This window comes from Aquabacter spiritensis (assembly GCF_004346185.1).
Classification (GTDB): Bacteria; Pseudomonadota; Alphaproteobacteria; order Rhizobiales; family Xanthobacteraceae; genus Aquabacter; species Aquabacter spiritensis.
In genome coordinates this window covers 75740-100027 of record NZ_SMAI01000010.1, presented here as the reverse complement: position 1 = coordinate 100027, position 24288 = coordinate 75740, and the positions used below count along the sequence as shown (strand labels likewise).

Sequence of the window (24288 nt, the reverse complement as noted above, 5' to 3'; positions counted from 1 at the left end):
CAATTCGTCGCGTCGGATCAATCGGAAGGCGGGCGCCGCGCGGCGCCCGCCAATTCGGCAGGGCGACGACGCGGCGTCGGAGGCCGATCCGCCGATCGGGTCGACCGACCCGGTCGGATCGGCCCGTGCTCAGAAGAACGCCTGAATCCCCGTAATGGCGCGGCCGATGATCAGCGCGTGAATGTCGCTCGTGCCCTCATAGGTGTTCACCGTCTCGAGGTTGGCGGCGTGGCGCATCACGTGGAAATCGGCCGATATGCCGTTGCCGCCGTGCATATCGCGCGCGACCCGGGCGATGTCGAGCGCCTTCTGGCAATTGTTGCGCTTCAAATAGGAGATGGCCTCCGGGGAGAGCCGGCCCTCGTCGAACAGCCGGCCCGCCCGCAGGCACGCCTGAAGCCCGAAGGCGATATCGGTCGACATGTCCGCCAGCTTCTTCTGCACCAATTGGGTGGCGGCGAGCGGCCGGCCGAACTGCCTGCGGTCGAGCGTATATTGGCGCGCCGCATGGAGGCAGGCCTCGGCCGCGCCCATGGCGCCCCAGCCGATGCCATAGCGGGCCCGGTTGAGGCAACCGAACGGCCCCTTCAGGCCCGACACGTTGGGCAGGAGGCTGTCCTCCGGCACCTCGACATTCTCCAAGACCACCTCTCCGGTGACCGAGGCCCGGAGCGAGAGCTTGCGCTCGATCTTCGGGGTGGAGAGACCCTTCGCGCCGCGCTCGACCAGGAAGCCGCGGATCTGGTCGCCATGCGCCGAGGACTTGGCCCAGATCACCGCGACGTCGGCGACCGGTGCGTTGGAGATCCACATTTTGGAGCCGTTGAGGCGGTAGCCGCCCTCGATCTTCTCGGCCCGCGTGCGCATGCCGCCGGGATCCGAGCCGGCATCCGGCTCGGTGAGGCCGAAGCAGCCGATCCATTCGCCGGAGGCGAGCTTCGGCAGATATTTCCGGCGCTGCTCCTCGCTGCCATAGGCGAAGATCGGGTGCATCACGAGCGAGGACTGGACGCTCATGCTCGAACGATAGCCGGAATCGACCCGCTCCACCTCGCGCGCGGCGAGGCCATAGGCGACATAGCCGAGCCCGGCGCCACCATATTCCTCGGGGATGGTCGGCCCGAGCAGGCCGAGCGCGCCCATCTCGTTGAACACCTCCCGGTCGAACCGCTCTTCCAGATAGGCGCTGGTGACGCGCGGCAGGAGCTTCTCCTGGGCATAGTCCCGGGCCGTGTCGCGCACCAGCCGCTCTTCCTCGGTGAGCTGCCCCTCGAGATCGAAAGGGTCCTGCCAGTCGAAACCGGCCTTGGCGGCGCGGACGTCATCGAGCTTCGCGGGTTCGGCCATCGTCTTCTCTCCCATCTCGCCGCATCCCGGGGCGCAGCGCACCCGAGCGGCTGCGGCCGCGGCCGCGATCGTCCTGGCCGGCCGCCTCGCCCTGCGGAAAGCGGCCGTCATCGTCCGGCGCACATTACGATTTTCGTCGCGCCCGGCAAATGCACAAGCCGCGGCCCGCACGGCGCGCCGCGGGCGGCATTGCGCCTCACCAGAGCGGCGACACCGGGGCCTCGCCCCGCACTTCGGCCAGCCGCCGCGCGGTTCCCCCAGACACGTCGGGCGGCGGCGCGCGCAACGGGAAATAGCCGATTTCGGCGATTTCGAATCGCGGCTTGGGAAGTGGCCCGCAGGTATAAATCGGCGCGCGATAGCAGGCGACATGGTCGCGGCCACCGAATCCGGCATTGAAGAACAGGCCGAGAAGCGCGAGCGGCCCTTCGGCGGCGACATTGGTCTCCTCCAGCAATTCCCGCCGCGCCGCGTCCTCGGCGGTCTCGCCGACATCCACCCCGCCGCCCGGCAGGTGCCATCCGGGACCATAACCGTGACGCACCATCAACACCCTTTCGTCGGGGGTCAGGACGAGGACGCGGACCCCGAGAGTGACCCCGTGGGTGACGCGGCGAAGCAAGGGGCGAAACGGCAGCATGCTGTCTTATAACGGGCCGGGCCGCGACGCGCAGCCTCGCGCCGCGCCTGTTCACCGCCTCATGCGGGGAGCGCCTCCGCCTCGATCGCCTCGGCGCGCTGGAAGGCCGGCCGCGCGACGCAGCGCGCGACATAGGCTTCGAGCACCGGCCGGTCGGTGATCACCTTCAGCAGATTCATGCCGTACCAGAGGTCGCAGCCGAGCATCACGTCGGCGGCCGAGAAACGCGCGCCGAGCACCCAGGGGCCGGGCGTGATCAGGGTCTCCGCCACATCCATGACCCGGTCGAAGGAGCCCCAGCCGGCGGACCGCGCCGGGATCTCGAGCTTGGCGAGCTTCTCCACGAAGGCCGCCTCCACGCAGGCGGCGTCGAAGAACAGGCCTTGCAGATAGCGGCCGCGTGCCGGATCGCCGATGGGCGGAGCGAGCTTTCCGTCCGGCGCCAAGTCGGCGACATAGGCGCAGATGGCGCCGCTCTCCGCGACCGTGGTCGGCCCATCCTCCAAAGCCGGGACCTTCATCATCGGATTGATGGCGCGATAGGCCGCGCTCTGGAGCGATCCGTCCCCCAGGCTCATGAGCTGGCGCTCATAGGGCAGGCCAGCCTCCTCCATCAGCCAGAGGGTGCGGAAGGCGCGGGTCTGGGGCGCCCAATAGAGCTTCATGTCTGCATCTCCGGTGAAAAATAGAACATAACGCGAACAAATGGCGGTGTCGAGCCGGCCGGCGGGTGGTTTTCCTTGCCGTCTCAGCAAAGAGCGGTGATAATGAAACACCGGCCTGGGGTGCCGCACATCATGTGCGGCTGAGATCATACCCATCGAACCTGTCTGGATCATGCCAGCGTAGGGAGGAGCCGATGAGCGAGAGCTTGTCGCCCCCATTTGTTGCAACGTCCCGTCCCCGAATCGCCATCGTCGGCGCCGGGGTGATCGGCCTCGCCATCGGCTGGAAGCTGGCGGAGGCCGGCTGCCGCGTCGACATCTTCGACGCCGGCAAGGCCGGCGCGGGGGCGAGTCACGCCGCCGCGGGCATGCTTGCCGCCTGCGCCGAAGCCGAGCCCGGGGAGGAAGCCCTGCTTGGCCTCAACCGCGAGAGCCAGCGCCTGTGGCCGGGCTTCGCCGCCGCGCTGGAGGCGGCGTCCGGGTTGGAGGTGGAGTACCGGGAAAGTGGAACGCTTGTGGTCGCGCTCACCGCCGACGATGCGGCACGCCTGCGCCACCAGCACGCCTTTCAGCAGCAACTCGGCCTGCCGGTCGAATGGCTGACGGGCGCCGAGGTCCGGCGGCGCGAGCCGCATCTCGCGACCAAGATTTCCGGGGCGCTCTGGTGCCCGCAGGACCATCAGGCCGACAACCGCAAAGTGGCGGCGGCGCTCAAGGCGGCGGCGCTGACCACCGGACTCTCACTGCACGAAGACGCTTCAGTCGCCAAAGTCGCGAGCACCGCCGGGCGGGTGCGCGGCGTGATGGTCGGCGACGACCTGCATCCGGCGGACATCGTCGTGCTGGCCGCGGGCGCGTGGTCGCGCGGGGTGGACATCGCCCCGGCACCACCGCTCCCGGTGCGTCCAATCAAAGGCCAGATGCTGGCGCTGCAGATGGATCCGGCCGCCCCGATTCTCTCCCACGTGCTGTGGGGGCCGGGCACCTATCTCGTTCCGCGAAAGGATGGGCGGCTGATCATCGGCGCGACGGTGGAGGAAAAGGGCTTCGACACAAGCCTGACGGCGGGCGGTCAGCTCGCCCTCCTCACCCATGCCTGGCGGGCGCTGCCGACCATCGAGGAACTGCCCGTGATCGAGCAATGGGTCGGTTTCCGGCCCGGTAGCCGGGACGATGCCCCGATCCTCGGGCCCGGCGCTCTGGAGGGTCTGGTCTTCGCCACCGGCCACCACCGCAACGGCATCCTGCTGCTGCCGGTCACGGTGCGGGCGATCACCGATCTCATTCTGGCGGGCCGGACCGATCCGTTCGCGGCACCGTTCGGGGCGGACCGGTTTCGGCCCCGCGCGGCGGCGGAGTGACCATGGCCGAGCCCCTCGATTTGCACGTCAACGGCGCCAGCGAGACCCTTGCGGTTGCGACGATCGCCGATCTGCTCGACGCCAAGGGCGTCGATGCGGCCCGCAAGGGCATTGCCGTCGCGCTGAACGGCACCGTCGTGCCGCGGGCGCGCTGGGCCGAGCAGACCCTCGCCTCCGGCGACACCCTTGAAATCATCCAGGCGAGGCAGGGCGGCTGAGCCCTGCCGAGAGACCCATTATGCCCCTCATGTCAGATCCCCTCGTCATTGCCGGCCGCAGCTTCGCTTCGCGCCTGTTCCTCGGCACCGCCGGCTATCCCAGCCAGAAGGTGTTCCTGGACGCGCTCGAAGCCTCCGGCGCGGAGATGGCGACCGCCTCGATCCGCCGGATGAGCCTTGCGAGCTACGAGGAGAGCCTCGCCGATCTGCTCTCCGGCCGGGTCCATATTTTGCCCAACACGGCCGGCTGCCAAACCGCCAAGGATGCGGTGCTGACCGCCGAACTGGCGCGCGAGGCGCTGGAGACGGACTGGGTGAAGCTCGAGGTGATCGGCGATCGCGAGCTTCTCTATCCCAATGTCGAGGAGCTTTTGAAGGCGACGGAGGATCTGGTCGGCCGCGGCTTCGTCGTGCTGCCGTATTGCAACGACGATCCGGTGACGTGCCAGAAGCTCGCCGATCTCGGCGCGGCGACCGTGATGCCGCTCGGTTCGATGATCGGCTCTGGCCTCGGCATCGCCAATCCGCACATGATCGAATTGATCTGCGCCCGCTCGCCGGTGCCGGTGGTGCTGGATGCCGGGATCGGGACCGCGTCCGACGCCGCCCTCGCGATGGAACTCGGCTGCGCCGCGGTCCTGCTCAATACCGCGGTCTCCCGTGCCCACGATCCGGTTCGGATGGCGGCCGCCTTCCGTCATGCGGTCGAAGGCGGCCGTCTGGCCCGGCTCTCCGGCCGCATCCCGAAAAAGCTGCACGCGGAAGCGTCCAGCCCGGAATTCGGGCTGGTCGGCAGCTGAGACCCGTCCGCTTTACAGCTTCGTGCGCGGCTCGATGGGCGCGACCCCGGAGACCAGGCAGGGGGCGAAGAACAGGTGGCCGCGCCAGGCCCCATGCAGGGTGCGCGCCATCACGATCGTCCAGAACACCGCGAGCAAGACGATCAGCGCACCGCCGACGGCGGAGAAAAACCAGAAATGGGTGATCCGCGCCAGAGCGAGGGTCGCCAGCGAATAGACGCCGAGCGGGAAGGTGAAGGCCCACCAGCCGATATTGAACGGCATGCCCTCGTTGAGATAGCGCACGGTTTTCAACATGGCGAGCATCAGCCACCACGCCCCGTAGCCCCACAGAATGGCGCCGCCGATGACGCCGATGCCGAAGCCGACCTCGCCGACGCCGGGCAGTCCGCTCGCCGCATAGATCGTCGGGGCATTGGTTCCCAGGAGCAGCAGACCGAGCGATCCGGTGCCGATCGGGCCGAGCGCGAGCCAGCCGGAGGCGGCCATGTCGCGCGTCGGCAGCTTGTAGAGAATGAGCCGCAGCAACAGGATCACCAGGATGCTCATGGCGAGCGGCACGGAATAGGCCCACAACACATAGCTGATGATGTGGACGTCATAGGCTTCGCCGGGCGGCAGACTGGGGACCAGAAGCGCCCCGCTGGCGGCCGCGACCTCCGCCGCCACGATCGGCAAGAGCCAGACGGCAGTCATCTTTTCAAGGCTGTGATCCTGTCGGGTGAACATCAAAAACGGGATCAGCAGGCCGCAGGCGACTGCCATCGCGACGTCGATCCACCACAGGGCATGGGCGATGGAGATCGCGGTCGCGCCCCAGAGCGGCACACCGAAGGCAAGGAAGCCGTTGATGATGGTCGCAAGCCCCATCGGGATCGTGCCGAAGAACATCGAGACCACGGGATGGTGGAAGATGCGCTTCGCCTCGTCGAAGAAGAAGATCCACCGCGCGGCATACATGGCGGCGAACAAAGTGAAGAGGGCGATGTTGAACAACCAGAGGATCCGGCCGATATCGTGCAGGATCGGGATCTCGATCGGAAACTGATTGAGCGCGAGCGCGAGGACGCCGGTTCCCATGGTCGCCCCGAACCAATTGGGCGTAAACTGGCGGATCATCTCTTTCAGGTTGCCTGCCGGAGCCGGGCCGGAGGCTCCGGTGGACGAAGCTAAATTCACCACGATGACCGCTCCTCGGATCGCTAAGCTTTGCAGCGATCCACACTAACGATCTTCCATCAGGGCGCCATGGGACGAATAGGCCGCCGGGCGGATCTTCGGACGAGAGAGGCGAACGCGGTTGAAGCACCGACGGGCGCTCGGCATTGTGCGCGCCTCCCCTCGCCCTGCCGGCACGGTGCGGACATGCTACCCTTCCCGCCTCTCCTCCTGATCACCGATCGTGGCCAGTCCCGGATCGCGCTGCTGGACGTGGTCGCCGCGGCGCTGGCCGGCGGAGTGCGGTGGATCAGCGTCCGGGAGAAGGATCTGGCGGATCTTGCCCAGATCGCGCTCGCGGGCGAGGTCGCGGCTCTCGGGGCGCGGTTCGGTGCCCGGGTGACCTTGCACGGCACCGCCGACCTCGCCGCGCGCGCAGGTCTCGACGGCGTGCATCTCGCGGCCGGGGCCGATGCCGCAGACGCGCGCGCCCGGCTGGGCGCCGGCGCCCTGATCGGCCAGTCGGTCCACGCCGCAGCCGAGGCGGCCGAGGCGGAGCCCGGGGTGCTGGATTATGTCGTGGCTGGCCCGGCCTTCGCCACCGCCTCGAAGCCGGGCTATGGGCCGGCACTGGAGGCTGATGGACTGCGCCACCTGGTCGGCGTCTGCCGGGTGCCGCTTCTGGCGCTCGGCGGCATCGATGCGGCGAACGCCGCCCGGTGCAAGGCGGCTGGGGCCCAGGGGATCGCCGTTATGGGCGGCCTCATGCGCGCGCCGGACCCGGAGGCCGAAGCCCGTGCCCTGCTCAGAGCCTGGTCGGACGCCGCCTGATGTCCTGTGCGGTCACCAGAGATTGAGGGTCGCGCGCGCTTCTTCCGACATCCGGCCCTGGTCCCAGGGCGGATCGAAGGTGACGTCGACGCTCACCGCGCCGACGCCCTCGACCGAAGCGACCGCATTCTCGACCATGCCGGGCAGTTCGGCCGCCGCGGGGCAGTTCGGCGTGGTCAGCGTCATCTCCACCGCCACGGACCGGTCGTCGGCGATGTCGACCTTGTAGATCAGGCCGAGTTCGTAGATGTCGACGGGGATTTCCGGATCGTAGACGGACTTGAGCGCGCCGACGATGTCGTCGGTGAGCCGCGTGAGTTCCGCTTCCGGAATCTGGGCGGTAATCGCCGGAGCGTTGGGATTTTCGGTGGCGATGTCGGTCATGAGAACAAATCCTGCGCCTTCAGCAGGGCCCGCGCAAGGCGGTCCACATCCTCGGGTCCGTTATAGAGGCCGAGCGAGGCCCGGCAGGTCGCTGTCGATCCATATCGGGCAAGCAGCGGCTGGGCGCAATGGGTGCCGGCGCGGACCGCAACGCCGTACCGGTCGAGGACAGTCGCAACGTCGTGGGGATGCGCGCCCTTCATCTCGAACGAGATGATCGCGCCCTTGCCTTCGGCCGTGCCGATGATCCGGAGGCTGTTCATGGCGCCGAGCCGATCGTGGGCATAGCGCGAGAGCGCCGCTTCGTGCGCCGCGATGCGGTCGCGGCCGATCGCGGTCATGTAATCGAGGGCCGCGCCGAGCCCGATCGCCTGGACGATGGGCGGCGTGCCCGCCTCGAACCGGTGGGGCGGCGCGGCATAGGTGACCCGCTCCTCGCCGACCTCGCGGATCATTTCGCCGCCGCCCTCGTAGGGCGGCATCTGGGCGAGCAGATCGCGCTTGCCGTAAAGCACCCCGATGCCGGTCGGGCCATAGAGCTTGTGGCCGGTCACGGCGAAGAAATCGACATCGAGGTCGCGCACGTCGACCGGCATGTGCACGGCGCTCTGGCAGCCGTCGATCAGCACCTTCGCTCCCACATGATGGGCGAGGCGCGCGATTTCTTTCACCGGGGTCACGGTGCCGAGCACGTTGGACATCTGGGTGAGCGCGACGATCCGGGTGCGCGGCGTGAGCAGAGCGGCGAAGGCCTCGAGGTCGAATGACCCGTCCTCGCGCACCGGCGCCCATTTGATCACCGCCCCCTTGCGCTCGCGCAGGAAATGCCACGGCACGATGTTGGAATGATGCTCCATGATCGAGAGGACGATCTCGTCGCCCGCGCCGATCGACTGTCCGAGCGATCCCGCGACGAGATTGATCGCGCCGGTGCCCGAGCGGGTGAAGATGATCTCATCCACGCTCGCGGCATTGAGGAAGGCCCGCACCGTCTCGCGCGCCTGCTCGAAGCCCTCGGTCGCGGCATTGGCGAGATAATGCAGGCCGCGATGGACATTGGAATATTCGCTCTCGTAGGCCTGCCGCATGCGGTCCAGCACCTGGCGCGGCTTCTGCGCCGAGGCGGCATTGTCGAGATAGGTCAGAGGATGGCCGTTGACGGTCAGCGCCAGCGCCGGAAAATCCGCGCGGACCGCTTCGAGGTCAAAGGCGCCCTCGGCGAGGGGGAGATGGGCCTGGGTCATGCGGCGATCGTCCGTTCAATCCGAGTGACGGTCACGGCCGGGACGAGCCCGGCCCGACGGTCGGCCAAAATCACCCCGTCCGCGCGTTCAGCCAGCGTTCGGCGCGTGCGATGAGCGCCTCGCGCAGACCCTCCTCCTCGACGAATTCCAACGCCTCGCCGACGAAGGCCTGGATCAACAGCGCCTCCGCCTCCTTGGCGGGGAGGCCGCGGGCCTTGAGATAGAAGAGCAGGTCCTCGTCCAGGGCGCCGGCGGTCGCGCCGTGGCCGCATTGGACATCGTCGGCGAAGATTTCGAGTTCGGGCTTGTTGTCCATCTCGGCGGTCTCGCCGATCAGAAGCGCCTGGCTCATCATCCGCCCGTCGGTCTTCTGGGCATCGGGGCGCACCACGATCTTGCCCTGGAACACGCCGCGGGTTTCGTCGAACAGCACGGTCTTGAACAATTCCCGGCTCTCGCAATGGGCGACCGCATGGTCGAGCAGAAGTGTCACGTCGGCATGCTGGCGATCCTTCAGAAGGGTCACACCGCGGATGCCGGCATGGGAATGCGTGCCCGAAAAGCGGCCATACAGGCTGACGCGCGAGGCGATCGCCCCGGTGGTCAGGCCGAAGGCATGAAACTTCGCATCGCGGCCGATATCGACCATCACGGTCGACAGATGCAGCGCGGTCTCGCTGTCGTCCTGGAGGCGCACATAATCCATGTGACCGGTATCGCCGACGAACAGTTCCAGCGCGTCATTGACCTGATAGGGCACGCCGGACCGGCCCTCGAAGCTTTCGACGAGCGTGAAGGCAGCACCCTCCCCGACTTCGACGAGGCGGCGGGTATAGGTGGCGACCGGGTGATCGTGCGTCACCAGATGGGCGACGTGCAGCGGCCGCTCGATCTTCGCGCCGTCGGCAATCTGGATGACCAGACCGTCGCCGAAAAACGCCGTGTTCAGCGCCAGCACGCCATCATAGCGCTGCGGGGCGAGCGTGCCGAACTTCTCGACCGTTCCACGGCCGACAGCCATCGCCTGCGCGAGCGGGACGACCGTGAGACCCGGTTCGAGATCGGCGAGATCGGACCCGGCAGGACTGAGCTGCCCGTCGACGAACAGGATGCGCCTCGCTCCCGGAAAGGCCACGGCCGACGGCGCGCTTGCGCCGTCGGAAATTCCGAGCGCCGTCGCAGCCGGTGCGGCCTCGCGCAGGAAGCCGCGCAGATCGGTGTATTTCCACTCCTCGACCCGCCGGTGCGGCAGACCGTTGGCGGCGAAGGCGGCATGCGCGGCGCGGCGCAATTCGCCGATCCGACCGGCGAGCGGGCCGTCGACGGCGGGCCCGGCCAGCCGGCGTTCGAGCAAAGCGAGAAGCGCCTGCTCTGCGGCGGTGCGGATGGGCTGGGGTTGAACGTTCATCGGTTCGTCCTCACGCCGCGTCCTGGCTGTAGCCGGCATAGCCGGACGCTTCCAGCTCCAGCGCCAGTTCCTTTCCGCCGGACCGAACGATCCGGCCCTTGTTCATCACATGCACCACGTCTGGCACGATATGGTTCAGCAAGCGCTGGTAATGGGTGATCACCACCATGCCCCGGTCCGGAGCGCGCAGGGCATTCACCCCTTCGGACACCACTTTCAGGGCGTCGATGTCGAGGCCGGAATCAGTCTCGTCGAGGATGCACAGCTTCGGCTGGAGCAGCGTCATCTGCAGGATCTCGTTGCGCTTCTTCTCGCCGCCGGAAAAGCCGACATTGACGCCCCGCCGGAGCATGTCCTGGGTGATGCCGAGATCGCCGGCCTTCTCCTTTACCAGGCGCAGGAAATCTGGCGTGGAGAGTTCCGCTTCACCACGCGCCTTGCGCTGCGCGTTGATGGCGGTGCGCAGGAAGGTCATGGTGGCGACGCCTGGGATTTCGATCGGATACTGGAAGGCGAGGAACAGGCCGGCGGCGGCGCGCGCGTCCGGATCCATCTCCAGCAGGTTCTGACCGTCGAGCAGCGCTTCGCCGGCGGTGACCTCGTAATCCGGCTTGCCGGCAAGGACGTACGAGAGGGTCGACTTGCCGGAGCCGTTCGGTCCCATGATGGCATGGACCTCGCCGGGATTCACCACGAGGTCGAGCCCGCGCAGGATCTGGTTGTCCTCGATCTGGGCGTGCAGGTTCTTGATTTCGAGCAGAGCCATAGTCGTGTCCGTTCGGTTCGGCGGCTGGCCTGCACGGATGCCCGGGTCCGGCCCGGGCATGACGACGTGAGGGACCGCGCGTGATGTGCGTGGCCGGATCGCGTCCGGCCGTCCTGTCCTGACCGGGCGATCAGCCCACCGAGCCTTCCAGGCTGACCGAGATCAGCTTCTGGGCCTCCACGGCGAACTCCATCGGGAGCTGCTGCAGCACGTCCTTGACGAAGCCGTTGACGATCAGAGCGACCGCCTCCTCTTGCGTCAGGCCGCGCTGAAGGCAGTAGAACATCTGGTCCTCGGAAATCTTCGAGGTCGTGGCCTCGTGTTCGAAGACCGCGCTCGAGTTTTTGGCCTCGATATAGGGCACGGTGTGCGCCCCGCACCGGTCGCCGATCAGCAGCGAATCGCAATTGGTGAAGTTCCGGGCGTTGGTGGCGCGCCGGTGCGCCGTCACCTGGCCGCGATAGGTGTTTTCCGAGCGGCCGGCGGCGATGCCCTTGGAGATGATCCGGCTCGACGTATTCTTGCCGAGATGGATCATCTTGGTGCCGCTGTCCACCTGCTGGTAGCCGTTGGAAATGGCGATGGAATAGAATTCGCCCTGGCTGCCGTCGCCGCGCAGGATGCAGCTCGGATATTTCCAGGTGATCGCCGAGCCGGTTTCCACCTGGGTCCAGGAGATCTTGGAATTGTCGCCCCGGCAATCGCCGCGCTTGGTGACGAAATTATAGATGCCGCCCTTGCCGTCTTTGTCGCCGGGATACCAGTTCTGGACGGTGGAATATTTGATCTCGGCATCCTTCAGCGCCACCAGCTCGACCACGGCGGCATGGAGCTGGTTCTCGTCGCGCTGCGGCGCCGTGCAGCCTTCGAGATAGCTGACATAGGCGCCCTCGTCGGCGATGATGAGGGTACGCTCGAACTGGCCGGTATTGCGCTCGTTGATGCGGAAATAGGTCGACAATTCCATCGGGCAGCGCACCCCCTTGGGGATGTAGACGAACGACCCGTCGGAGAAGACCGCGGTGTTCAGCGTCGCATAGAAATTGTCCGAGACCGGCACCACGGAGCCGAGATACTGGCGCACCAGATCGGGGTGCTCGCGGATCGCCTCCGAGATCGAGCAGAAGATCACGCCGGCCTTGGCCAGCTCCGCCTTGAAGGTGGTGGCGACCGACACGCTGTCGAACACCGCGTCGACCGCGACCCGCGACGTCGGATTCTGGATGCCGAGCAGGATCTCGCGCTCGCGCAGCGGGATGCCCAGCTTCTCGTACGTGGCGAGAATCTCCGGATCGATGTCGTCCAGCGATTGCGGCCCCGGCGTCGATTTGGGCTGGGAATAGTAATAATAATCCTGGAAATCGATTTTCGGATAGCTCACCCGCGCCCAAGTCGGCTCTTCCATGGTGAGCCACCGCCGGTAGGCGTCGAGGCGCCATTCCAGCATCCATTCCGGCTCGTTCTTCTTCGCCGAGATGTAGCGGACCGTATCTTCCGAGAGGCCTTTCGGAGCCTTCTCGCTTTCGATGTCGGTCACGAAACCGTATTTGTACTGGTCGACATCGATCGAACGCACGCGTTCGACCGTCTCCTGAACAGCAGGCATTTTTCCTCTCCTCTCCCGCGCGGGGTCAAGGCCCGCGGGTCAAGTCCGTCAGCATTTACGCCGCCCGTACCGGGCGGTTCAGAAGTCGCGGAACGACGCGACCAAGCGCCGCGATCGCGACATCCACATCCTCGTCACAACTCGACCAGCCGAGCGAGAGCCGGATCGCCCCCCCCGCCGCCGCGTCCCCCACTCCCATGGCCGCAAGAACATGCGACGGTCCGACCTTGCCAGACGAGCAGGCGGACCCCGCGCTGACGGATACATGGGCAAGATCGAGCGCGATCACCAGGGTTTCGGCCTTCAAACCGGCGAAAATCACGCTGGTGGTGTTCGGCAGGCGCTCGACGCCCGCCCCCGCCACCTGCGAGCCCTGGAAGCGTTCCACAATCTCCTTTTCCAGACGGTCGCGCAACCCCCGCAACCGCCCGGCTTCCTCTCCACCTTGGGCGGCGCAGATCACGGCCGCGGCGCCGAAACCGGCGATCGCGGCGACATTCTCCGTTCCGGCCCGCAGCCCCCGCTCCTGCCCGCCCCCCGCGATCAGGGGGACGCGTGGCCGGGAGTGCGGATGCGCCGCGACGAGAGCGCCCGCGCCCTGCGGGCCGCCGATCTTGTGCGACGAGATTGTGAGGAAATCTACCCCGAGCGTCGCCATATCGAGAGACATCCGGCCGGGAGCCTGGACCGCGTCGCAATGCATGACCGCACCGTGGGCGTGGGCCAGCGCCGACGCGGCGGTCACCGGCTGGATCACGCCGGTCTCGTTGTTCGCCAGCATCAGCGAGACCAAGGCGCGCCGTCCCGCCGCGGCGTGGCCCGCCAGCACCTGCTCCAAGGCGTCGAGGACAAGCCGTCCGTCCGCATCGACCGGGATGCTCTCCACCTGTGCGATGGGAAATCGGTGGCCGCGCAGCACCGAGGGATGCTCGACCGCGCTCGTCACGAGGACATCGCAGGCCTGGTTCTGGCCGGCGATTTCGAGGTCCGGATGAAGCACGAGCGCGTTCGCCTCCGTCGCGCCCGACGTGAAGACGATGGCGGCGGAGGGGGCGCCGACGAGGCGGGCCACCGCCGTTCGGGCCGCCTCAACGACGCCGCGCGCGGCGCGCCCGTCGGCATGGACCGAAGAGGCGTTGCCGGATGCGGCAAGCACGTCGAGCATGGCCGCACGCGCGGCGGGGCGCAGCGGCGTGGTGGCGTTATGGTCGAGAAAAACCCGCCGAGCCGGCCGGTCCAGGGCCGCCCCATTCATGGCGCAGGCCTCCTGCGGACCGAACGGCACGCCGCCGCTCCGAGGCAAGACTTGCAATTGCGGCCGATCTCCGTCATACGTCAGACTTCACCCGTTCCTTGTCATGAAGCGACACTGGCCAAGTGCGCCCTGCCGAGGAAAATTAGAATTATTCTAAATAGATAGCGGACCTTCCGGCGAAGTCAAGACGTCTCCGGGTGGGCGTCGCCCCGGTGCTTGTCCTTCGGCTCCGGCCGGGCCGCGCACCGCCGAGATTTCACCGGGCCGCGCAAGAGGTTGCGGACGTCCATGCCCGAGGTCATCTTCACCGGCGAACGGGGGCGGCTCGAAGGCCGCTACCAGCCTGCCAAGACGCGCAATTCTCCCATTGCCATCATCCTTCATCCGCACCCGCAGTTCGGCGGGACGATGAACAATCCGGTGGTCTACAATCTCTATTATCAGTTCGTGAACCGAGGCTTCTCGGTGCTGCGGTTCAATTTCCGTGGCGTCGGCCGCAGCCAGGGCTCGTTCGACCACGGCACCGGCGAACTCTCCGACGCCGCCGCGGCGCTCGATTGGGCGCAATCGGTCAATCCGGACGCGCGGGCCTGCTGGATCGCGGGCGTCTCGTTCGGCGCCTGGATCGGGATGCAGCTCCTGATGCGCCGGCCGGAGGTGGAAGGCTTCATCTCGGTGGCGGCACCGGCCAGCCTCTACGACTTCTCCTTCCTGGCGCCCTGCCCCTCGTCTGGCCTGTTCGTCCATGGCGACAAGGACGCGGTGGTGCCCACGACGGCGGTCGCGACGCTGGTCGAGAAGCTCAAGACCCAGAAGGGCATCGTGATCGAGCAGCAGATCGTGCCGGGTGCCAATCATTTCTTCGACGGCAAGATCGAGGATCTGATGGGGGTGATCGGCACCTATCTCGACAAGCGCCTGCCGGGCAGCCGCAAGGACAGCGCGGCCTAGGCCGCGCCGACACCGGGAGCCGCGGCATCAATGTTCGTGCCGCGTGCTCTGCGCGATGCGCGTGACGCCGCGCCCCCCGATGTCGTGTTCCAGCATGATTTCGTCCGACATGTAGATGCGGAACTTCTCCGGCGTGAGCCGGCAGGAGATGGCATGGACGAACACGCCGATCGACAGGACGGCCATCAAGAGGGTGTCGACGCCGCCCTGGAGGATGCCCGCGCCGCCGAAGCTGCCGAGCGCGGAAATCAGCCCGACGCCGCCGAAATACGGCCATAGCCACGCCGCCTCGCGATAGTCCGGCGTGCCCGTGATGCGCTTGCGGGCATAGGTCGCGAACAAAATCCCGCCGAGGATCAGGCACAGGCCCAGCCGCCACACCGTCTCCCAGCCCGACCAGTGGATGATGAGGGTCGCGATGACGAAGGCGGCGCAGGCGATCACATGCACCGCCGGCAAGGTGATCGGCCGCCGCGCGCCCGGCAGGATGTAGCGCAGCGCGACCACCGCCACCGGGCCCACCACGAAAGACAGCATGATCGCGGATTCGTTGAGCTTCACCACCTCTTCGAAGGGCAGAAGGACGAAGGTCAGCACCGCAATGGCGAGATTCATGAGCAGGGCCGACAGCGGCACGCCGCGCGCCGATAAGGTCGCGATGATCTTCGGGAACAGCCCGTTTTCCGCCAACGCGAAGCCGATGCGGGCGCAGGAGCCGGTCGCCACCAGCGCGCCGCCCATCGGCCCCGCCACCGCCCCGACATTGAGCAGGCTCACGAGCCAGAGCAGGCCGAGCGCGCTCGCCACCGCGCCGAGCGGTCCGAATTCGCTTGAGAGCGTCAGCCGGCCCCAGCCATTGACCAGCGCGGACGGCTCCAGCGCCCCGATGAAGGCGAATTGCAGCCCGCCATAGATGATGAAGCAGATGAAGACCGAGAGGATCAGGGCGGCCGGAATATTGAAACCCGGATTGCGCACCTCGCCCGCCATATCGACGGCGTGACGGAAGCCGATAAAGGAGAAGATCACCCCGCCCGAGGACACCGCGCTCAGGACCCCGGCCCATCCGAACGGGGCGAAGCCGCCATGGTCCGTGAAGTTCGACACTTCGAGGCGCGTCGCCAGAAGGGTCACGACGAGCACCATCGGGATGGCGATCTTGGCCCAGGTGATGGCGCTGTTCACATAAGCGAAGAACTTCACCCCGAAGGCGTTGATCACCACGAACAGCGCGAGGAAGCCCATCGCAACGCCGATTCCGGCGAGCGAAAGGTCCGACCCCGGACCGCTTCGGTAGAGCCAGTCGGCATGGGGCGCGAGATAGCGCAGCATGGCCTCGACCTCGATCGGCGCCTGGGTGGTGTAGCCGATCCAGCCGCTCCACCCCATCATGGTGCAGACCAGATTGCCGTGGCTGAACAGCGGCACCCGCGCGACACCGCCGGGCACCGGCAGCATCGCGGAAATCTCGGCGAAGGTGAGCGCCAGCAACAGCATGGCGACGCCACCGATCACCCAAGCGATCAGCGCCGCCGGCCCGGCATGCTGGACCGCGAGGAGCGGAGCAAACAGCCATCCCGACCCGATGATGCCGCTCACGGCGACGAAGGTCAGGCCCACGAGCCCGATGTCGCGATGCAACTTGTTGTGCATGGAATCCCCCCGCCGTCGACGCGGCTCGGGCGACTTTAGAACTGGATCGGGGCCGTTGGAATCGGTCCAACCCGTCAATCCCCGAAAAATGCGAGATTCGCGAACGTGTTGCCGTTCGGCCGTCAGCCGACGCCACCTGGCGGAAACACGACCCCGCCGGTGAGCGGCCGCGGCGCCCGTGTGGTCGAGGGAAAGGTCAGCGGCAGGCCACGCAGGGCGCGCACCGCCAGAAAGCCGAACGCGTAAGCTTCCAGCGCATCGGACGACCAGCCGACCGCCTCCGCCGCGACCACCGGCCGGCCGAGGCGGCCGGCGAGCATGCGCAGCAGGGTCGCGTTGCGGGCGCCGCCGCCGGCCACGATCCAGCTTTCCGGAACAGCCGGCAGGTGCCGGACGATTTGGGCGATGGAAGCGGCCGTCACGGCGGTCAATGTCGCCGCGCCGTCCGCGAGCGAGAATCGCTCGGGCCGCAGGCGCGCCGCGACATGGTCGCGGAAGGCGTTTCTGTCGAGCGATTTCGGCGGCGGCAGGCGGAAGAAGGGATGGTCGAGCGCTGCGGCGACCGCGACCTCGTCGACCGTACCGGAGGCGGCGAGCGCGCCGTCGGCATCGAACGGGCGACCCGTGCGCGCAAGGACGAAATCGTCGATCAGGGCGTTGCCGGGACCCGTGTCGCAGGCGACCGGATCTGCCGCCTCCGCCAGCACCGTGACGTTGGAGACGCCGCCGATATTCAGGATGGCGAGGGGACGCGGCAAAGCGAGCCTTTGCGCAAGCGCGGCATGAAACACCGGAACGAGCGGGGCCCCCTCGCCGCCCGCGGCGACGTCGGCGGCCCGGAAATCCGCCACCACGGCGACGCCAAGCGCCTGCGCCAGAGCTGCGCCCAGCCCGATCTGCACGGTGAGCCTTGCCTCGGGCCGGTGAATGACGGTCTGGCCGTGAAACCCGACGACGTCGATATCCCCGGTCGACAGACGCAGCGGCACGAGAAGCGCACGCACCGCATCGGCGTGCAGATCGGTGATGCGCCGTTCGGCCGCCGCGAGCGCACCGGGCCGCGCCTCCCGGTCGTTGAGCCCCCGGGCATCCTCGACAGCCTGCGCCAGCAGGCGGCGCGTCGCGACGTCGAAAGGGAAAGTTGCGGCGGCACCGAGCCAGGCGATGCGCTCCCCGTCGGTGTCGATCAGGGCAGCGTCGATCCCGTCCATGGAGGTGCCGCTCATCAAGCCCAAGGCGCGCATATCAGGCCCCGGCGGTGAGGATGCGCCGTGGTGCGAGCGCGGCCGGTGCGGGGTCCGGCGCGGCGAACGCCTCCCGGACAGCGAGGATGCCGGCCGGCCGGCGCCGCAAGCAGCGCAGCACTTCGCCCCGGTCTTCCCGCACCAGGCTGCGCACCAGGGCGCTCGCGAAGTCCGGCAGCGCGGCGTAATTGCCCTCATAGATGATGCGCTTGATCGCCATGTCCTCGATCTCGCCGCGCCCCTGGCGCAGCAGGCGGTTCCATTGCCGGCGGCGGTCGGCGGCGCTCCAGGGCGAAAGCGGCCGGAAGCGCCAGGTCGCCCCCGGCGCGACGGCGATATGCTCCCAGGTCCATGGCACGCGCAACGCGTCGAGATCGTGCATCACCGCCGAGCCGATCAGCCCGTCCCCGCGATAGAGCCCGACCGGCAGACGGAAACGGGTCTCCGCCATGCGCGCCACGAATTCTCCGCGCAGAGCGAACAGCGACCCGTGCAGGCCGGGTTCGACCATCATCTGGGCGCGGATCGCGTCAGCGCTGCGGCCCACGCTCGGCACCGCGGCGGCTGCCAGGGCGCGGGGGTTGGCCGCCAATGCCGCCGCCAGATCGCGCAAGGCGCTCTCACCGATCATCGCATAAGCGTCGACGAAGAAGTAGATCTCCGCATCCGCCCGCAGCCGATGCACGAACTGATTGATGGCGTTCGACTTGTCGGCATAGTCGATCTCGTAGACGTCGAACGGGATGCCGATCTCGGGCGCGGCATCGGCGAGCGCGTGGGCCGAGCCGTCGCTGCTGCCGTTCAGAATCACCGTCACATGGGCATCGCGCCCGGCGGCGGCGCGGGCGATATGCTGCAGGCAGGAAACCAGGGTCGGGCGTTCGTTGCGGGCGAAGACGGCGATGCGCCACGCACATAAACGTGGCGGGACCTCCTCGAATGGCTTAGTCAGCAAGCGCCCTCCCCAAGCTGTCACATCCGAGCCCGACGATGAGTTCCTACCGTTCCGATCTTCTGCGCACCCTCGAAGCGCGCGGCTACATCCACCAATGCTCCGACCCGGAGGGGCTGGACGCCAAGGCTGCAGCAGGGCCGATCACGGCCTATATCGGATTTGATGCCACCGCATCCAGCCTACATGCGGGACACCTTTTGTCCATCATGATGCTGCGGACGCTGCAGCGCACCGGTCACCGCCCGATCGCCCTGATGGGCGGGGGCACGACCAAGATCGGCGACCCGTCCGGCAAGGACGAGGCGCGCCGGATGCTGACCGACGCGCAGATCGACGACAATATCGCCTCGATCCGCCGCGTCTTCGCGCAATTCCTGGACTTCTCTGCCGGCGCGATCCTGGAGAACAACGCAGCCTGGCTGGACGAGCTGAAATATATCCCGCTGCTGCGCGAGGTGGGCCCCCATTTCACGATCAACCGCATGCTCACGTTCGATTCGGTGAAGCTTCGGCTGGAGCGCGAGCAGCCACTCACCTTTCTCGAATTCAACTATATGATCTTGCAAGCCTACGACTTCGTCGAGCTGAACGCCCGCCACGGCTGCATCCTGCAGATGGGCGGCTCCGACCAGTGGGGCAACATCATCAACGGCATCGAACTCGGCCGGCGGATGCGCGGGACGGAGCTTCATGCTTTGACCACGCCGCTGCTGACCACCTCCTCCGGCGCCAAGATGGGCAAGACCGCCGGCGGCGCCGTCTGGCTCGATGCGGCGTTGCTGAGCCCGTACGATTATTGGCAATATTGGCGCAACACCGGCGATGCCGACGTCGCGCGGTTCCTCAAACTCTTCACGGAACTGCCTCTCGACGAGATCGCCCGCCTCGCCGCACTCGAAGGTCAGGAGATCAACGAGGCGAAGAAGGTCCTGGCAACGGAGGCGACCGCCTTGCTGCACGGCCGCGCCGCGGCCGAGGCGGCGGAGGCGACGGCCCGCACCACGTTCGAGGACGGCGCGCTCGCCGCGAGCCTGCCGACCGTCGAGATCGCCATGGCGGAGCTGGAGGCCGGCCTCGGTGTGCTCACCGCCTTCTGCGAAAAGGCCCAGCTCGTCGCCTCCAATGGCGAGGCGCGCCGCCAGATCAAAGGCGGCGGCCTGAAGGTGAACGACATCACCGTAACCGACGAGAAACTGGTGCTCAGCCCGCGCGCGCTCACCCCCGAAGGGGTGATCAAGCTGTCCCTCGGCAAGAAACGCCACGTTTTGTTGCGTCCGGTCTGAGCGGCGGCGTCCGACCCTCCCGACAAACGGGCCCGCGCTTGCATCGACAGCGGGATCCGATCAGGCTGACGGTGGCCGGTCGACCGGGGAATGGGCATGGATCTCAACACGGTTACCGCCGTCAGCCGGCCTCGCGACCGGGCGGCGCTTTCTGGCTGGACAGAGGGCGACGCTTTCCTGGCGGGCGGCACCTGGCTTTTCTCCGAGCCCCAGCCGGACGTGCGACGGCTCATCGACCTCTCTGCCTTGGACTGGCCAGCGCTCACGATCGGCCAAGACGGTCTCGAGATCGCCGCGACCTGCACGATCGCCCAGCTGTGCCACGCCGACTTGCCGCCGGCCTGGGCGGCCGCGCCGCTGATCGAGGCCTGCGCCCGCTGCCTGATGGCGTCCTTCAAAGTGTGGAACATGGCGACGGTGGGGGGCAATCTCTGCCTCGCTCTGCCGGCCGGCGCGATGATTTCCCTGGTCTGCGGCCTCGACGGCACCTGTCTCCTGTGGGCGCCGGACGGCACCGAGCGGCGGATTCGGGCACTCGATTTCATCACGGGGGCGAGCCGGACGGACCTGCGGCCGGGCGAAATCCTGCGCGCGATTCATCTGCCCGCCACCGCCCTCACCCGGCGGGCGGCGATGCGGCAGGCCTCGCTCTCCGCGCTCGGCCGCTCGGCGGTGCTGGTGATCGGCACGCGCCCACCCGAGGGCGGGCTGAGCCTCACCGTCACCGCCGCCGTCCCGCGCCCGCTGCGGCTGGAATTTTCGCAGGACCCGGACGCGGCCGAATGCGCGGCCGCGCTCGCCGCGGCCCTGCCCGCGGATGCGTATTTCGAGGACGTCCATGGCGCGCGCGACTGGCGCCGCGCCATGACGCTTCATCTGAGCGAACAGGTGCGCGCCGAACTCGCGGCGGGAGATGCCGCATGAAATTCGACCTGAACGGGGCGGCGACCGAAGCCGCGCCGCGGCCCGGACAGTGCTTGCGGACTTTGCTGCGCGACCTCGGCCGCTTCGGCGTGAAAAAGGGCTGCGACACCGGCGATTGCGGCGCCTGCACGGTCCATGTCGACGGCGCGCCCGTGCATTCTTGCCTCTATCCCGCTTTTCGTGCCGAAGGCCGCGCCGTCACCACCATCGAGGGGCTGGCGCAAGACGGCGCGCTGCATCCGGTCCAGGCGCGATTCCTGGCCGCACAGGGGTTTCAGTGCGGGTTCTGCACCGCCGGCATGATCATGACCGCCGTCGCCCTCGATCAGGCGCAGATGCGCGATCTGCCGGCTGCGTTGAAGGGCAATCTCTGCCGCTGCACCGGCTACCGCGCCATCGCGGATGCGGTTCACGGCGTGTGCCATGTCGAGACGGAAGAGGCCGGCGGCGGCATCGGCCGGAGCCTCCCCGCCCCGGCCGGCCCGGATCTCGTGACCGGCGCCGCCTGTTTCACCATGGATGTCGCCCCTCCGGGGCTGACGCATCTCAAGCTGCTGGCCTCGCCTCATCCCCATGCGCGGATCGTCGCCATCGAGACCGCCGAGGCCCTGTCCGTCCCCGGCGTCGTCGCGATCCTCACCCACGCGGATGCGCCCGCCGCCCATTTCTCGACCGCGCGGCATGAGATCGCCACGGATGATGTCGACGACACGCGCGTCCTCGACGATGTGGTGCGCTTCGTCGGCCAGCGCGTCGCCGCGGTGGTCGCCGAGACCGAGGGCGCGGCGGAAGAGGCCTGCCGGCGCATCAAGGTCACTTATGCGCTTCTGCCTGCGGTGTTCGAGCCCGAGGCGGCGCTGGCGCCGGGGGCCCCGGTCCTGCATCCCAAGGCCCCCGGGACGAGCCGCATCGCCGCGCCGGAGCGCAACGTGGTGGGCGCGCTTCACGGCGCGGTGGGCGACGTGGCGGCCGGCTTCGCCGAAGCCGATTTCATCCATGAGGGGACCTATGCCTCCCAGCGCGTCCAGCACGGTCATCTCGAAACCCACGGGACGATCGGCTGGCTCGACGCCGACGGGCGGCTGACCCTGCGCACCTCCTCGCAGACCCCCTTCCTCACCCGCGACGCGCTCGCAGGCCTGTTCGGCCTCGCGCCGGACAAGGTGCGGGTCGTTTGCGCGCGGGTCGGCGGCGGCTTCGGCGGCAAGCAGGAGATGCTGACCGAGGATATCGTCGCCCTGGCCGTGCTGAAGACCGGCCGGCCGGTGAAGTTCGAATTCACCCGGCACGAGCAGTTCACCGCATCGACCTGCCGCCATCCCATGAAGGTGACGGTGAAGATCGGCGCGCGCGCCGACGGGACGCTCACCGCCATCGCGCTCTCGGTGCTCTCGAACACCGGCGCCTACGGCAATCACGGGCCGGGCACCCTGTTCCACGGCTGCAACGAGGCGCTGATCCTCTATCGCTGCCCGAACAAGAAGGCCGAGGGCCGCGCCGTCTATACCAACACGATGCCGAGCGGCGCGTTTCGCGGCTATGGGCTGAGCCAGACCATTTTCGCCGTCGAATCCGCCATGGACGAGGTCGCACGCGGGCTCGGCCTCGATCCGTTCGACTTCAGGCGGCGTAACATGATCCGCCCCGGGGATGCGATGATCGCGCACAGCGACCACCCGCACGACGTCGCCTTCGGCTCCTACGGGCTCGACCAATGCCTCGGCCTGGTGGAGCAAGCGCTCGCGGCGCCGAGCCCGGACGCCCCGCCGGGCTGGCTGACCGGAACGGGCATGGCGGCGGCGATGATCGACACCATCCCGCCGCGCGGGCATTTCGCCGAATGCCGGATCCGCCTCGCCGCCGATGGGATGTTCGACCTGACGGTCGGGACCGCGGAATTCGGCAACGGGACCAGCACCGTGCATCGGCAGATCGCCGCCACCATTCTCGGCACCCTGCCGTCCCGGGTCCGCCTCCATCAGTCCGACACCGCTCTGGGGGGCTACGACACGGGGGCTTTCGGCTCGACCGGGACGGTGGTGGCCGGCCTCGCCACCGAGCGCGCGGCGACCGCGCTGGCGGCACGCTTGATCGCGCTCGGCCGGATCGCGCGCGGCGAAGCTGCGAGCGAGCCGAACGCGACCGGTGCGCCAGCCCGGCTCGCGCCGGACGCGGTCGTCGCAGGAGACACCCGCATCCCGCTCGCCGACCTCGCCGCGCAGGCCGGCGCGCCGATCGAGGAAAGGGGACGGGCGACCGGCTCGCCGCGCTCGGTGGCGTTCAATGTCCAAGGGTTTCGCGTCGCGGTGGATCCCGCCACAGGGGCGCTGCGCATATTGAGGAGCGTGCACGCGGCAGATGCAGGGCGGGTGATGAACCCCCTGCAATGCCGCGGCCAGATCGAGGGCGGGATCGCCCAGGCCCTGGGCGTCGCACTGATGGAGGATCTGCAAATCGGTCCGGATGGACACGTCGTCAATCCGACCTTCCGATCGTATCTGATGCCGCGCTTCGCCGACATCCCGCCGACCGAGATCCTCTTCGCCAAGACTTACGACGCTTTGGGCCCCGCTGGTGCCAAGTCGATGAGCGAGAGCCCGTACAATCCGGTCACTCCCGCCCTCGCCAATGCGATCCGCGACGCGACGGGCCTGCGTCTCCACGCGCCGCCTTTTACGCCGGACCGGCTCCATGCGGCGCTGGTCGCTCGGGATGGATCCGGACGCCCGGTATAGAGCGCCGCGCGGACCGCACCGCGCCGGCCCCAGAAACTATGCCTTTTTCGGGCCGACCATCGCAAACACGCCGCCCTGCGGATCCATCGCCTGGAAGATGTGGGCCCCGCCGGGCACCTCCATCGGGCCGTTTACGACCTGCCCGCCGCCGGCCCCGACGCGCGCCATGGCCGCGTCGATGTCGTCGCAGGTGAAATAGAACATCCAGAACGACGCCGGGACCATGGGGGGCCGGGTCATCATGCCGCCCGCCGCTTCCGTGGCTCCGGCATAACGCCATAATTGGTAGAGACCGAGGGCGCCCATATCCATGCCCTGGTCCTTCTCCCAGCCGAACTGGCCGGAATAGAAGTCGAAGGCCGCCGCGCCGTCACCGGTCAGCAATTCGTGCCAGCCCACCACGCCCGGTGTTTGGGACGGATCCGGCATGGGCGGCATGTCGCCCTCGCCCCGGAAGAGCGCCAGGACCACCCCCTGGGGGTCGGCGACGATCGCGAACCGGCCGATGCCGGGAATGTCGCTGGGCGCCCGATAGACCTTGCCGCCCGCCGCCGCGAAGCTCGCCGCGCCAATATCGACGTCGTCGACCGCGACATAGCCGATCCAGGAGGGCGGCGCGCCCATTTCGCGTGCCTGATCCGGCAGAACCATCAGGCCGGCGATCTCGGTGCCTTGGCTGGAAAACAGGGAATAGGCCATGTCCGGCATGCCGGCATCGCGCGCCTCCCAGCCGACGACGTGCGTGTAGAACGCCTGTGCCGCCGGCATGTCCGTGGTCATCAGTTCGTACCAGACGAATTTTCCGCGATGATCGGCCATGGCGCGCTCTCCCTTGGTTGGCCCACTATCATCCCCGAACC

The 24288-nt window shown here is 68.0% G+C and carries 22 protein-coding genes and 1 riboswitch; of the genes, 8 read left to right on the top strand and 14 right to left on the bottom strand.

Annotated elements, in window-relative coordinates:
- Positions 1 to 129: 129 nt before the first annotated feature.
- The 3 genes from EDC64_RS15635 to EDC64_RS15625 form a co-directional block, all read right to left on the bottom strand.
- The gene (locus EDC64_RS15635) at positions 130 to 1347 is read right to left on the bottom strand and encodes an acyl-CoA dehydrogenase (protein ID WP_132033016.1); all 1218 of its coding nucleotides are present in this window, start codon (positions 1345 to 1347) and stop codon (positions 130 to 132) included.
- Positions 1348 to 1543: 196 nt separating this feature from the next.
- Entirely contained in the window at positions 1544 to 1987 is a 444-nt protein-coding gene (locus EDC64_RS15630) for an NUDIX domain-containing protein (protein ID WP_132033014.1), read from the bottom strand.
- Positions 1988 to 2046: 59 nt separating this feature from the next.
- On the bottom strand, positions 2047 to 2652 hold the full coding sequence (locus EDC64_RS15625; protein WP_132033012.1) for a glutathione S-transferase family protein: 606 nt from the start codon (positions 2650 to 2652) through the stop codon (positions 2047 to 2049).
- A 106-nt stretch (positions 2653 to 2758) separates the two neighbouring features.
- A riboswitch (TPP riboswitch) is annotated at positions 2759 to 2858 on the top strand.
- Here EDC64_RS15625 and thiO point away from each other — a divergent pair.
- The 3 genes from thiO (at position 2847) to thiG (ending at position 5031) form a co-directional block, all read left to right on the top strand.
- Positions 2847 to 4013, top strand: a complete 1167-nt coding sequence (gene thiO / locus EDC64_RS15620) for a glycine oxidase ThiO (protein ID WP_132033010.1) — start codon at positions 2847 to 2849, stop codon at positions 4011 to 4013. (Overlaps the previous riboswitch by 12 nt.)
- Positions 4014 to 4015: 2 nt before the next feature.
- Positions 4016 to 4231: a sulfur carrier protein ThiS gene (thiS, locus tag EDC64_RS15615; RefSeq protein WP_132033008.1), complete on the top strand. Its 216-nt coding sequence runs from the start codon at positions 4016 to 4018 to the stop codon at positions 4229 to 4231.
- Positions 4232 to 4251: 20 nt separating this feature from the next.
- Positions 4252 to 5031: a thiazole synthase gene (thiG, locus tag EDC64_RS15610; RefSeq protein WP_245504728.1), complete on the top strand. Its 780-nt coding sequence runs from the start codon at positions 4252 to 4254 to the stop codon at positions 5029 to 5031.
- A gap of 12 nt (positions 5032 to 5043) precedes the next feature.
- On the opposite strand, the gene EDC64_RS15605 is transcribed toward thiG, so the two are convergent.
- On the bottom strand, positions 5044 to 6213 hold the full coding sequence (locus tag EDC64_RS15605) for a TDT family transporter (RefSeq protein ID WP_476692422.1): 1170 nt from the start codon (positions 6211 to 6213) through the stop codon (positions 5044 to 5046).
- Positions 6214 to 6396: 183 nt separating this feature from the next.
- Here EDC64_RS15605 and EDC64_RS15600 point away from each other — a divergent pair, with 183 nt between their 5' ends.
- Entirely contained in the window at positions 6397 to 7020 is a 624-nt protein-coding gene (locus tag EDC64_RS15600) for a thiamine phosphate synthase (RefSeq protein WP_132033006.1), read from the top strand.
- A 12-nt stretch (positions 7021 to 7032) separates the two neighbouring features.
- Here EDC64_RS15600 and EDC64_RS15595 read toward each other — a convergent pair whose 3' ends face one another.
- The 6 genes from EDC64_RS15595 to EDC64_RS15570 form a co-directional block, all read right to left on the bottom strand.
- Positions 7033 to 7404: an SUF system Fe-S cluster assembly protein gene (locus tag EDC64_RS15595; RefSeq protein ID WP_132033004.1), complete on the bottom strand. Its 372-nt coding sequence runs from the start codon at positions 7402 to 7404 to the stop codon at positions 7033 to 7035.
- Positions 7401 to 8648: a cysteine desulfurase gene (locus tag EDC64_RS15590; protein WP_132033002.1), complete on the bottom strand. Its 1248-nt coding sequence runs from the start codon at positions 8646 to 8648 to the stop codon at positions 7401 to 7403. Before EDC64_RS15590 ends, EDC64_RS15595 begins: the two co-directional genes overlap by 4 nt.
- 70 nt (positions 8649 to 8718) lie before the next feature.
- Positions 8719 to 10056 (bottom strand): Fe-S cluster assembly protein SufD, encoded by a 1338-nt coding sequence (gene sufD, locus EDC64_RS15585; protein ID WP_132033000.1) that lies wholly within the window; start codon positions 10054 to 10056, stop codon positions 8719 to 8721.
- A 10-nt stretch (positions 10057 to 10066) separates the two neighbouring features.
- Entirely contained in the window at positions 10067 to 10822 is a 756-nt protein-coding gene (gene sufC / locus EDC64_RS15580) for a Fe-S cluster assembly ATPase SufC (RefSeq protein ID WP_132032998.1), read from the bottom strand.
- Positions 10823 to 10952: 130 nt separating this feature from the next.
- The gene (gene sufB / locus EDC64_RS15575; protein WP_132032996.1) at positions 10953 to 12428 is read right to left on the bottom strand and encodes a Fe-S cluster assembly protein SufB; all 1476 of its coding nucleotides are present in this window, start codon (positions 12426 to 12428) and stop codon (positions 10953 to 10955) included.
- A 55-nt stretch (positions 12429 to 12483) separates the two neighbouring features.
- A complete protein-coding gene (locus tag EDC64_RS15570) occupies positions 12484 to 13683 on the bottom strand; it encodes a cysteine desulfurase family protein (RefSeq protein WP_132032994.1) in 1200 nt (399 codons plus the stop codon).
- 288 nt (positions 13684 to 13971) lie between these two features.
- Here EDC64_RS15570 and EDC64_RS15565 point away from each other — a divergent pair, with 288 nt between their 5' ends.
- Entirely contained in the window at positions 13972 to 14634 is a 663-nt protein-coding gene (locus tag EDC64_RS15565) for an alpha/beta hydrolase (protein ID WP_132032992.1), read from the top strand.
- Between the two features lie 27 nt (positions 14635 to 14661).
- On the opposite strand, the gene EDC64_RS15560 is transcribed toward EDC64_RS15565, so the two are convergent.
- The 3 genes from EDC64_RS15560 to EDC64_RS15550 form a co-directional block, all read right to left on the bottom strand.
- Complete coding sequence (locus EDC64_RS15560; RefSeq protein WP_132032990.1) at positions 14662 to 16287, bottom strand: APC family permease; 1626 nt, start codon at positions 16285 to 16287, stop codon at positions 14662 to 14664.
- Between the two features lie 122 nt (positions 16288 to 16409).
- Complete coding sequence (locus EDC64_RS15555) at positions 16410 to 17531, bottom strand: anhydro-N-acetylmuramic acid kinase (protein WP_132032988.1); 1122 nt, start codon at positions 17529 to 17531, stop codon at positions 16410 to 16412.
- Position 17532: 1 nt separating this feature from the next.
- A complete protein-coding gene (locus tag EDC64_RS15550; RefSeq protein ID WP_165933793.1) occupies positions 17533 to 18486 on the bottom strand; it encodes a glycosyltransferase in 954 nt (317 codons plus the stop codon).
- A 35-nt stretch (positions 18487 to 18521) separates the two neighbouring features.
- On the opposite strand from EDC64_RS15550, the gene tyrS reads away from it, so the two are divergent.
- The 3 genes from tyrS to EDC64_RS15535 all read left to right on the top strand — a co-directional run bounded on the left by tyrS (position 18522) and on the right by EDC64_RS15535 (position 23428).
- Positions 18522 to 19769: a tyrosine--tRNA ligase gene (gene tyrS / locus EDC64_RS15545; RefSeq protein ID WP_132032984.1), complete on the top strand. Its 1248-nt coding sequence runs from the start codon at positions 18522 to 18524 to the stop codon at positions 19767 to 19769.
- A 96-nt stretch (positions 19770 to 19865) separates the two neighbouring features.
- Positions 19866 to 20693 (top strand): FAD binding domain-containing protein, encoded by an 828-nt coding sequence (locus EDC64_RS15540; RefSeq protein WP_132032982.1) that lies wholly within the window; start codon positions 19866 to 19868, stop codon positions 20691 to 20693.
- Entirely contained in the window at positions 20690 to 23428 is a 2739-nt protein-coding gene (locus tag EDC64_RS15535; RefSeq protein WP_132032980.1) for a molybdopterin-dependent oxidoreductase, read from the top strand. The genes EDC64_RS15540 and EDC64_RS15535 overlap by 4 nt, the downstream gene beginning before the upstream one ends.
- Positions 23429 to 23464: 36 nt before the next feature.
- On the opposite strand, the gene EDC64_RS15530 is transcribed toward EDC64_RS15535, so the two are convergent.
- Positions 23465 to 24247: a VOC family protein gene (locus tag EDC64_RS15530; RefSeq protein WP_132032978.1), complete on the bottom strand. Its 783-nt coding sequence runs from the start codon at positions 24245 to 24247 to the stop codon at positions 23465 to 23467.
- Between the last annotated feature and the right edge of the window lie 41 nt (positions 24248 to 24288).

Coding starts and splice junctions, on each gene's coding strand:
- EDC64_RS15635 (WP_132033016.1), bottom strand. CDS start 1,347: ATGGCCGAACCCGCGAAGCTCGATGACGTCCGCGCCGCCAAGGCCGGT.
- EDC64_RS15630 (WP_132033014.1), bottom strand. CDS start 1,987: ATGCTGCCGTTTCGCCCCTTGCTTCGCCGCGTCACCCACGGGGTCACT.
- EDC64_RS15625 (WP_132033012.1), bottom strand. CDS start 2,652: ATGAAGCTCTATTGGGCGCCCCAGACCCGCGCCTTCCGCACCCTCTGG.
- thiO (WP_132033010.1), top strand. CDS start 2,847: ATGAGCGAGAGCTTGTCGCCCCCATTTGTTGCAACGTCCCGTCCCCGA.
- thiS (WP_132033008.1), top strand. CDS start 4,016: ATGGCCGAGCCCCTCGATTTGCACGTCAACGGCGCCAGCGAGACCCTT.
- thiG (WP_245504728.1), top strand. CDS start 4,252: ATGCCCCTCATGTCAGATCCCCTCGTCATTGCCGGCCGCAGCTTCGCT.
- EDC64_RS15600 (WP_132033006.1), top strand. CDS start 6,397: ATGCTACCCTTCCCGCCTCTCCTCCTGATCACCGATCGTGGCCAGTCC.
- EDC64_RS15595 (WP_132033004.1), bottom strand. CDS start 7,404: ATGACCGACATCGCCACCGAAAATCCCAACGCTCCGGCGATTACCGCC.
- EDC64_RS15590 (WP_132033002.1), bottom strand. CDS start 8,648: ATGACCCAGGCCCATCTCCCCCTCGCCGAGGGCGCCTTTGACCTCGAA.
- sufD (WP_132033000.1), bottom strand. CDS start 10,056: ATGAACGTTCAACCCCAGCCCATCCGCACCGCCGCAGAGCAGGCGCTT.
- sufC (WP_132032998.1), bottom strand. CDS start 10,822: ATGGCTCTGCTCGAAATCAAGAACCTGCACGCCCAGATCGAGGACAAC.
- sufB (WP_132032996.1), bottom strand. CDS start 12,428: ATGCCTGCTGTTCAGGAGACGGTCGAACGCGTGCGTTCGATCGATGTC.
- EDC64_RS15570 (WP_132032994.1), bottom strand. CDS start 13,683: ATGAATGGGGCGGCCCTGGACCGGCCGGCTCGGCGGGTTTTTCTCGAC.
- EDC64_RS15565 (WP_132032992.1), top strand. CDS start 13,972: ATGCCCGAGGTCATCTTCACCGGCGAACGGGGGCGGCTCGAAGGCCGC.
- EDC64_RS15560 (WP_132032990.1), bottom strand. CDS start 16,287: ATGCACAACAAGTTGCATCGCGACATCGGGCTCGTGGGCCTGACCTTC.
- EDC64_RS15555 (WP_132032988.1), bottom strand. CDS start 17,531: ATGCGCGCCTTGGGCTTGATGAGCGGCACCTCCATGGACGGGATCGAC.
- tyrS (WP_132032984.1), top strand. CDS start 18,522: ATGAGTTCCTACCGTTCCGATCTTCTGCGCACCCTCGAAGCGCGCGGC.
- EDC64_RS15540 (WP_132032982.1), top strand. CDS start 19,866: ATGGATCTCAACACGGTTACCGCCGTCAGCCGGCCTCGCGACCGGGCG.
- EDC64_RS15535 (WP_132032980.1), top strand. CDS start 20,690: ATGAAATTCGACCTGAACGGGGCGGCGACCGAAGCCGCGCCGCGGCCC.
- EDC64_RS15530 (WP_132032978.1), bottom strand. CDS start 24,247: ATGGCCGATCATCGCGGAAAATTCGTCTGGTACGAACTGATGACCACG.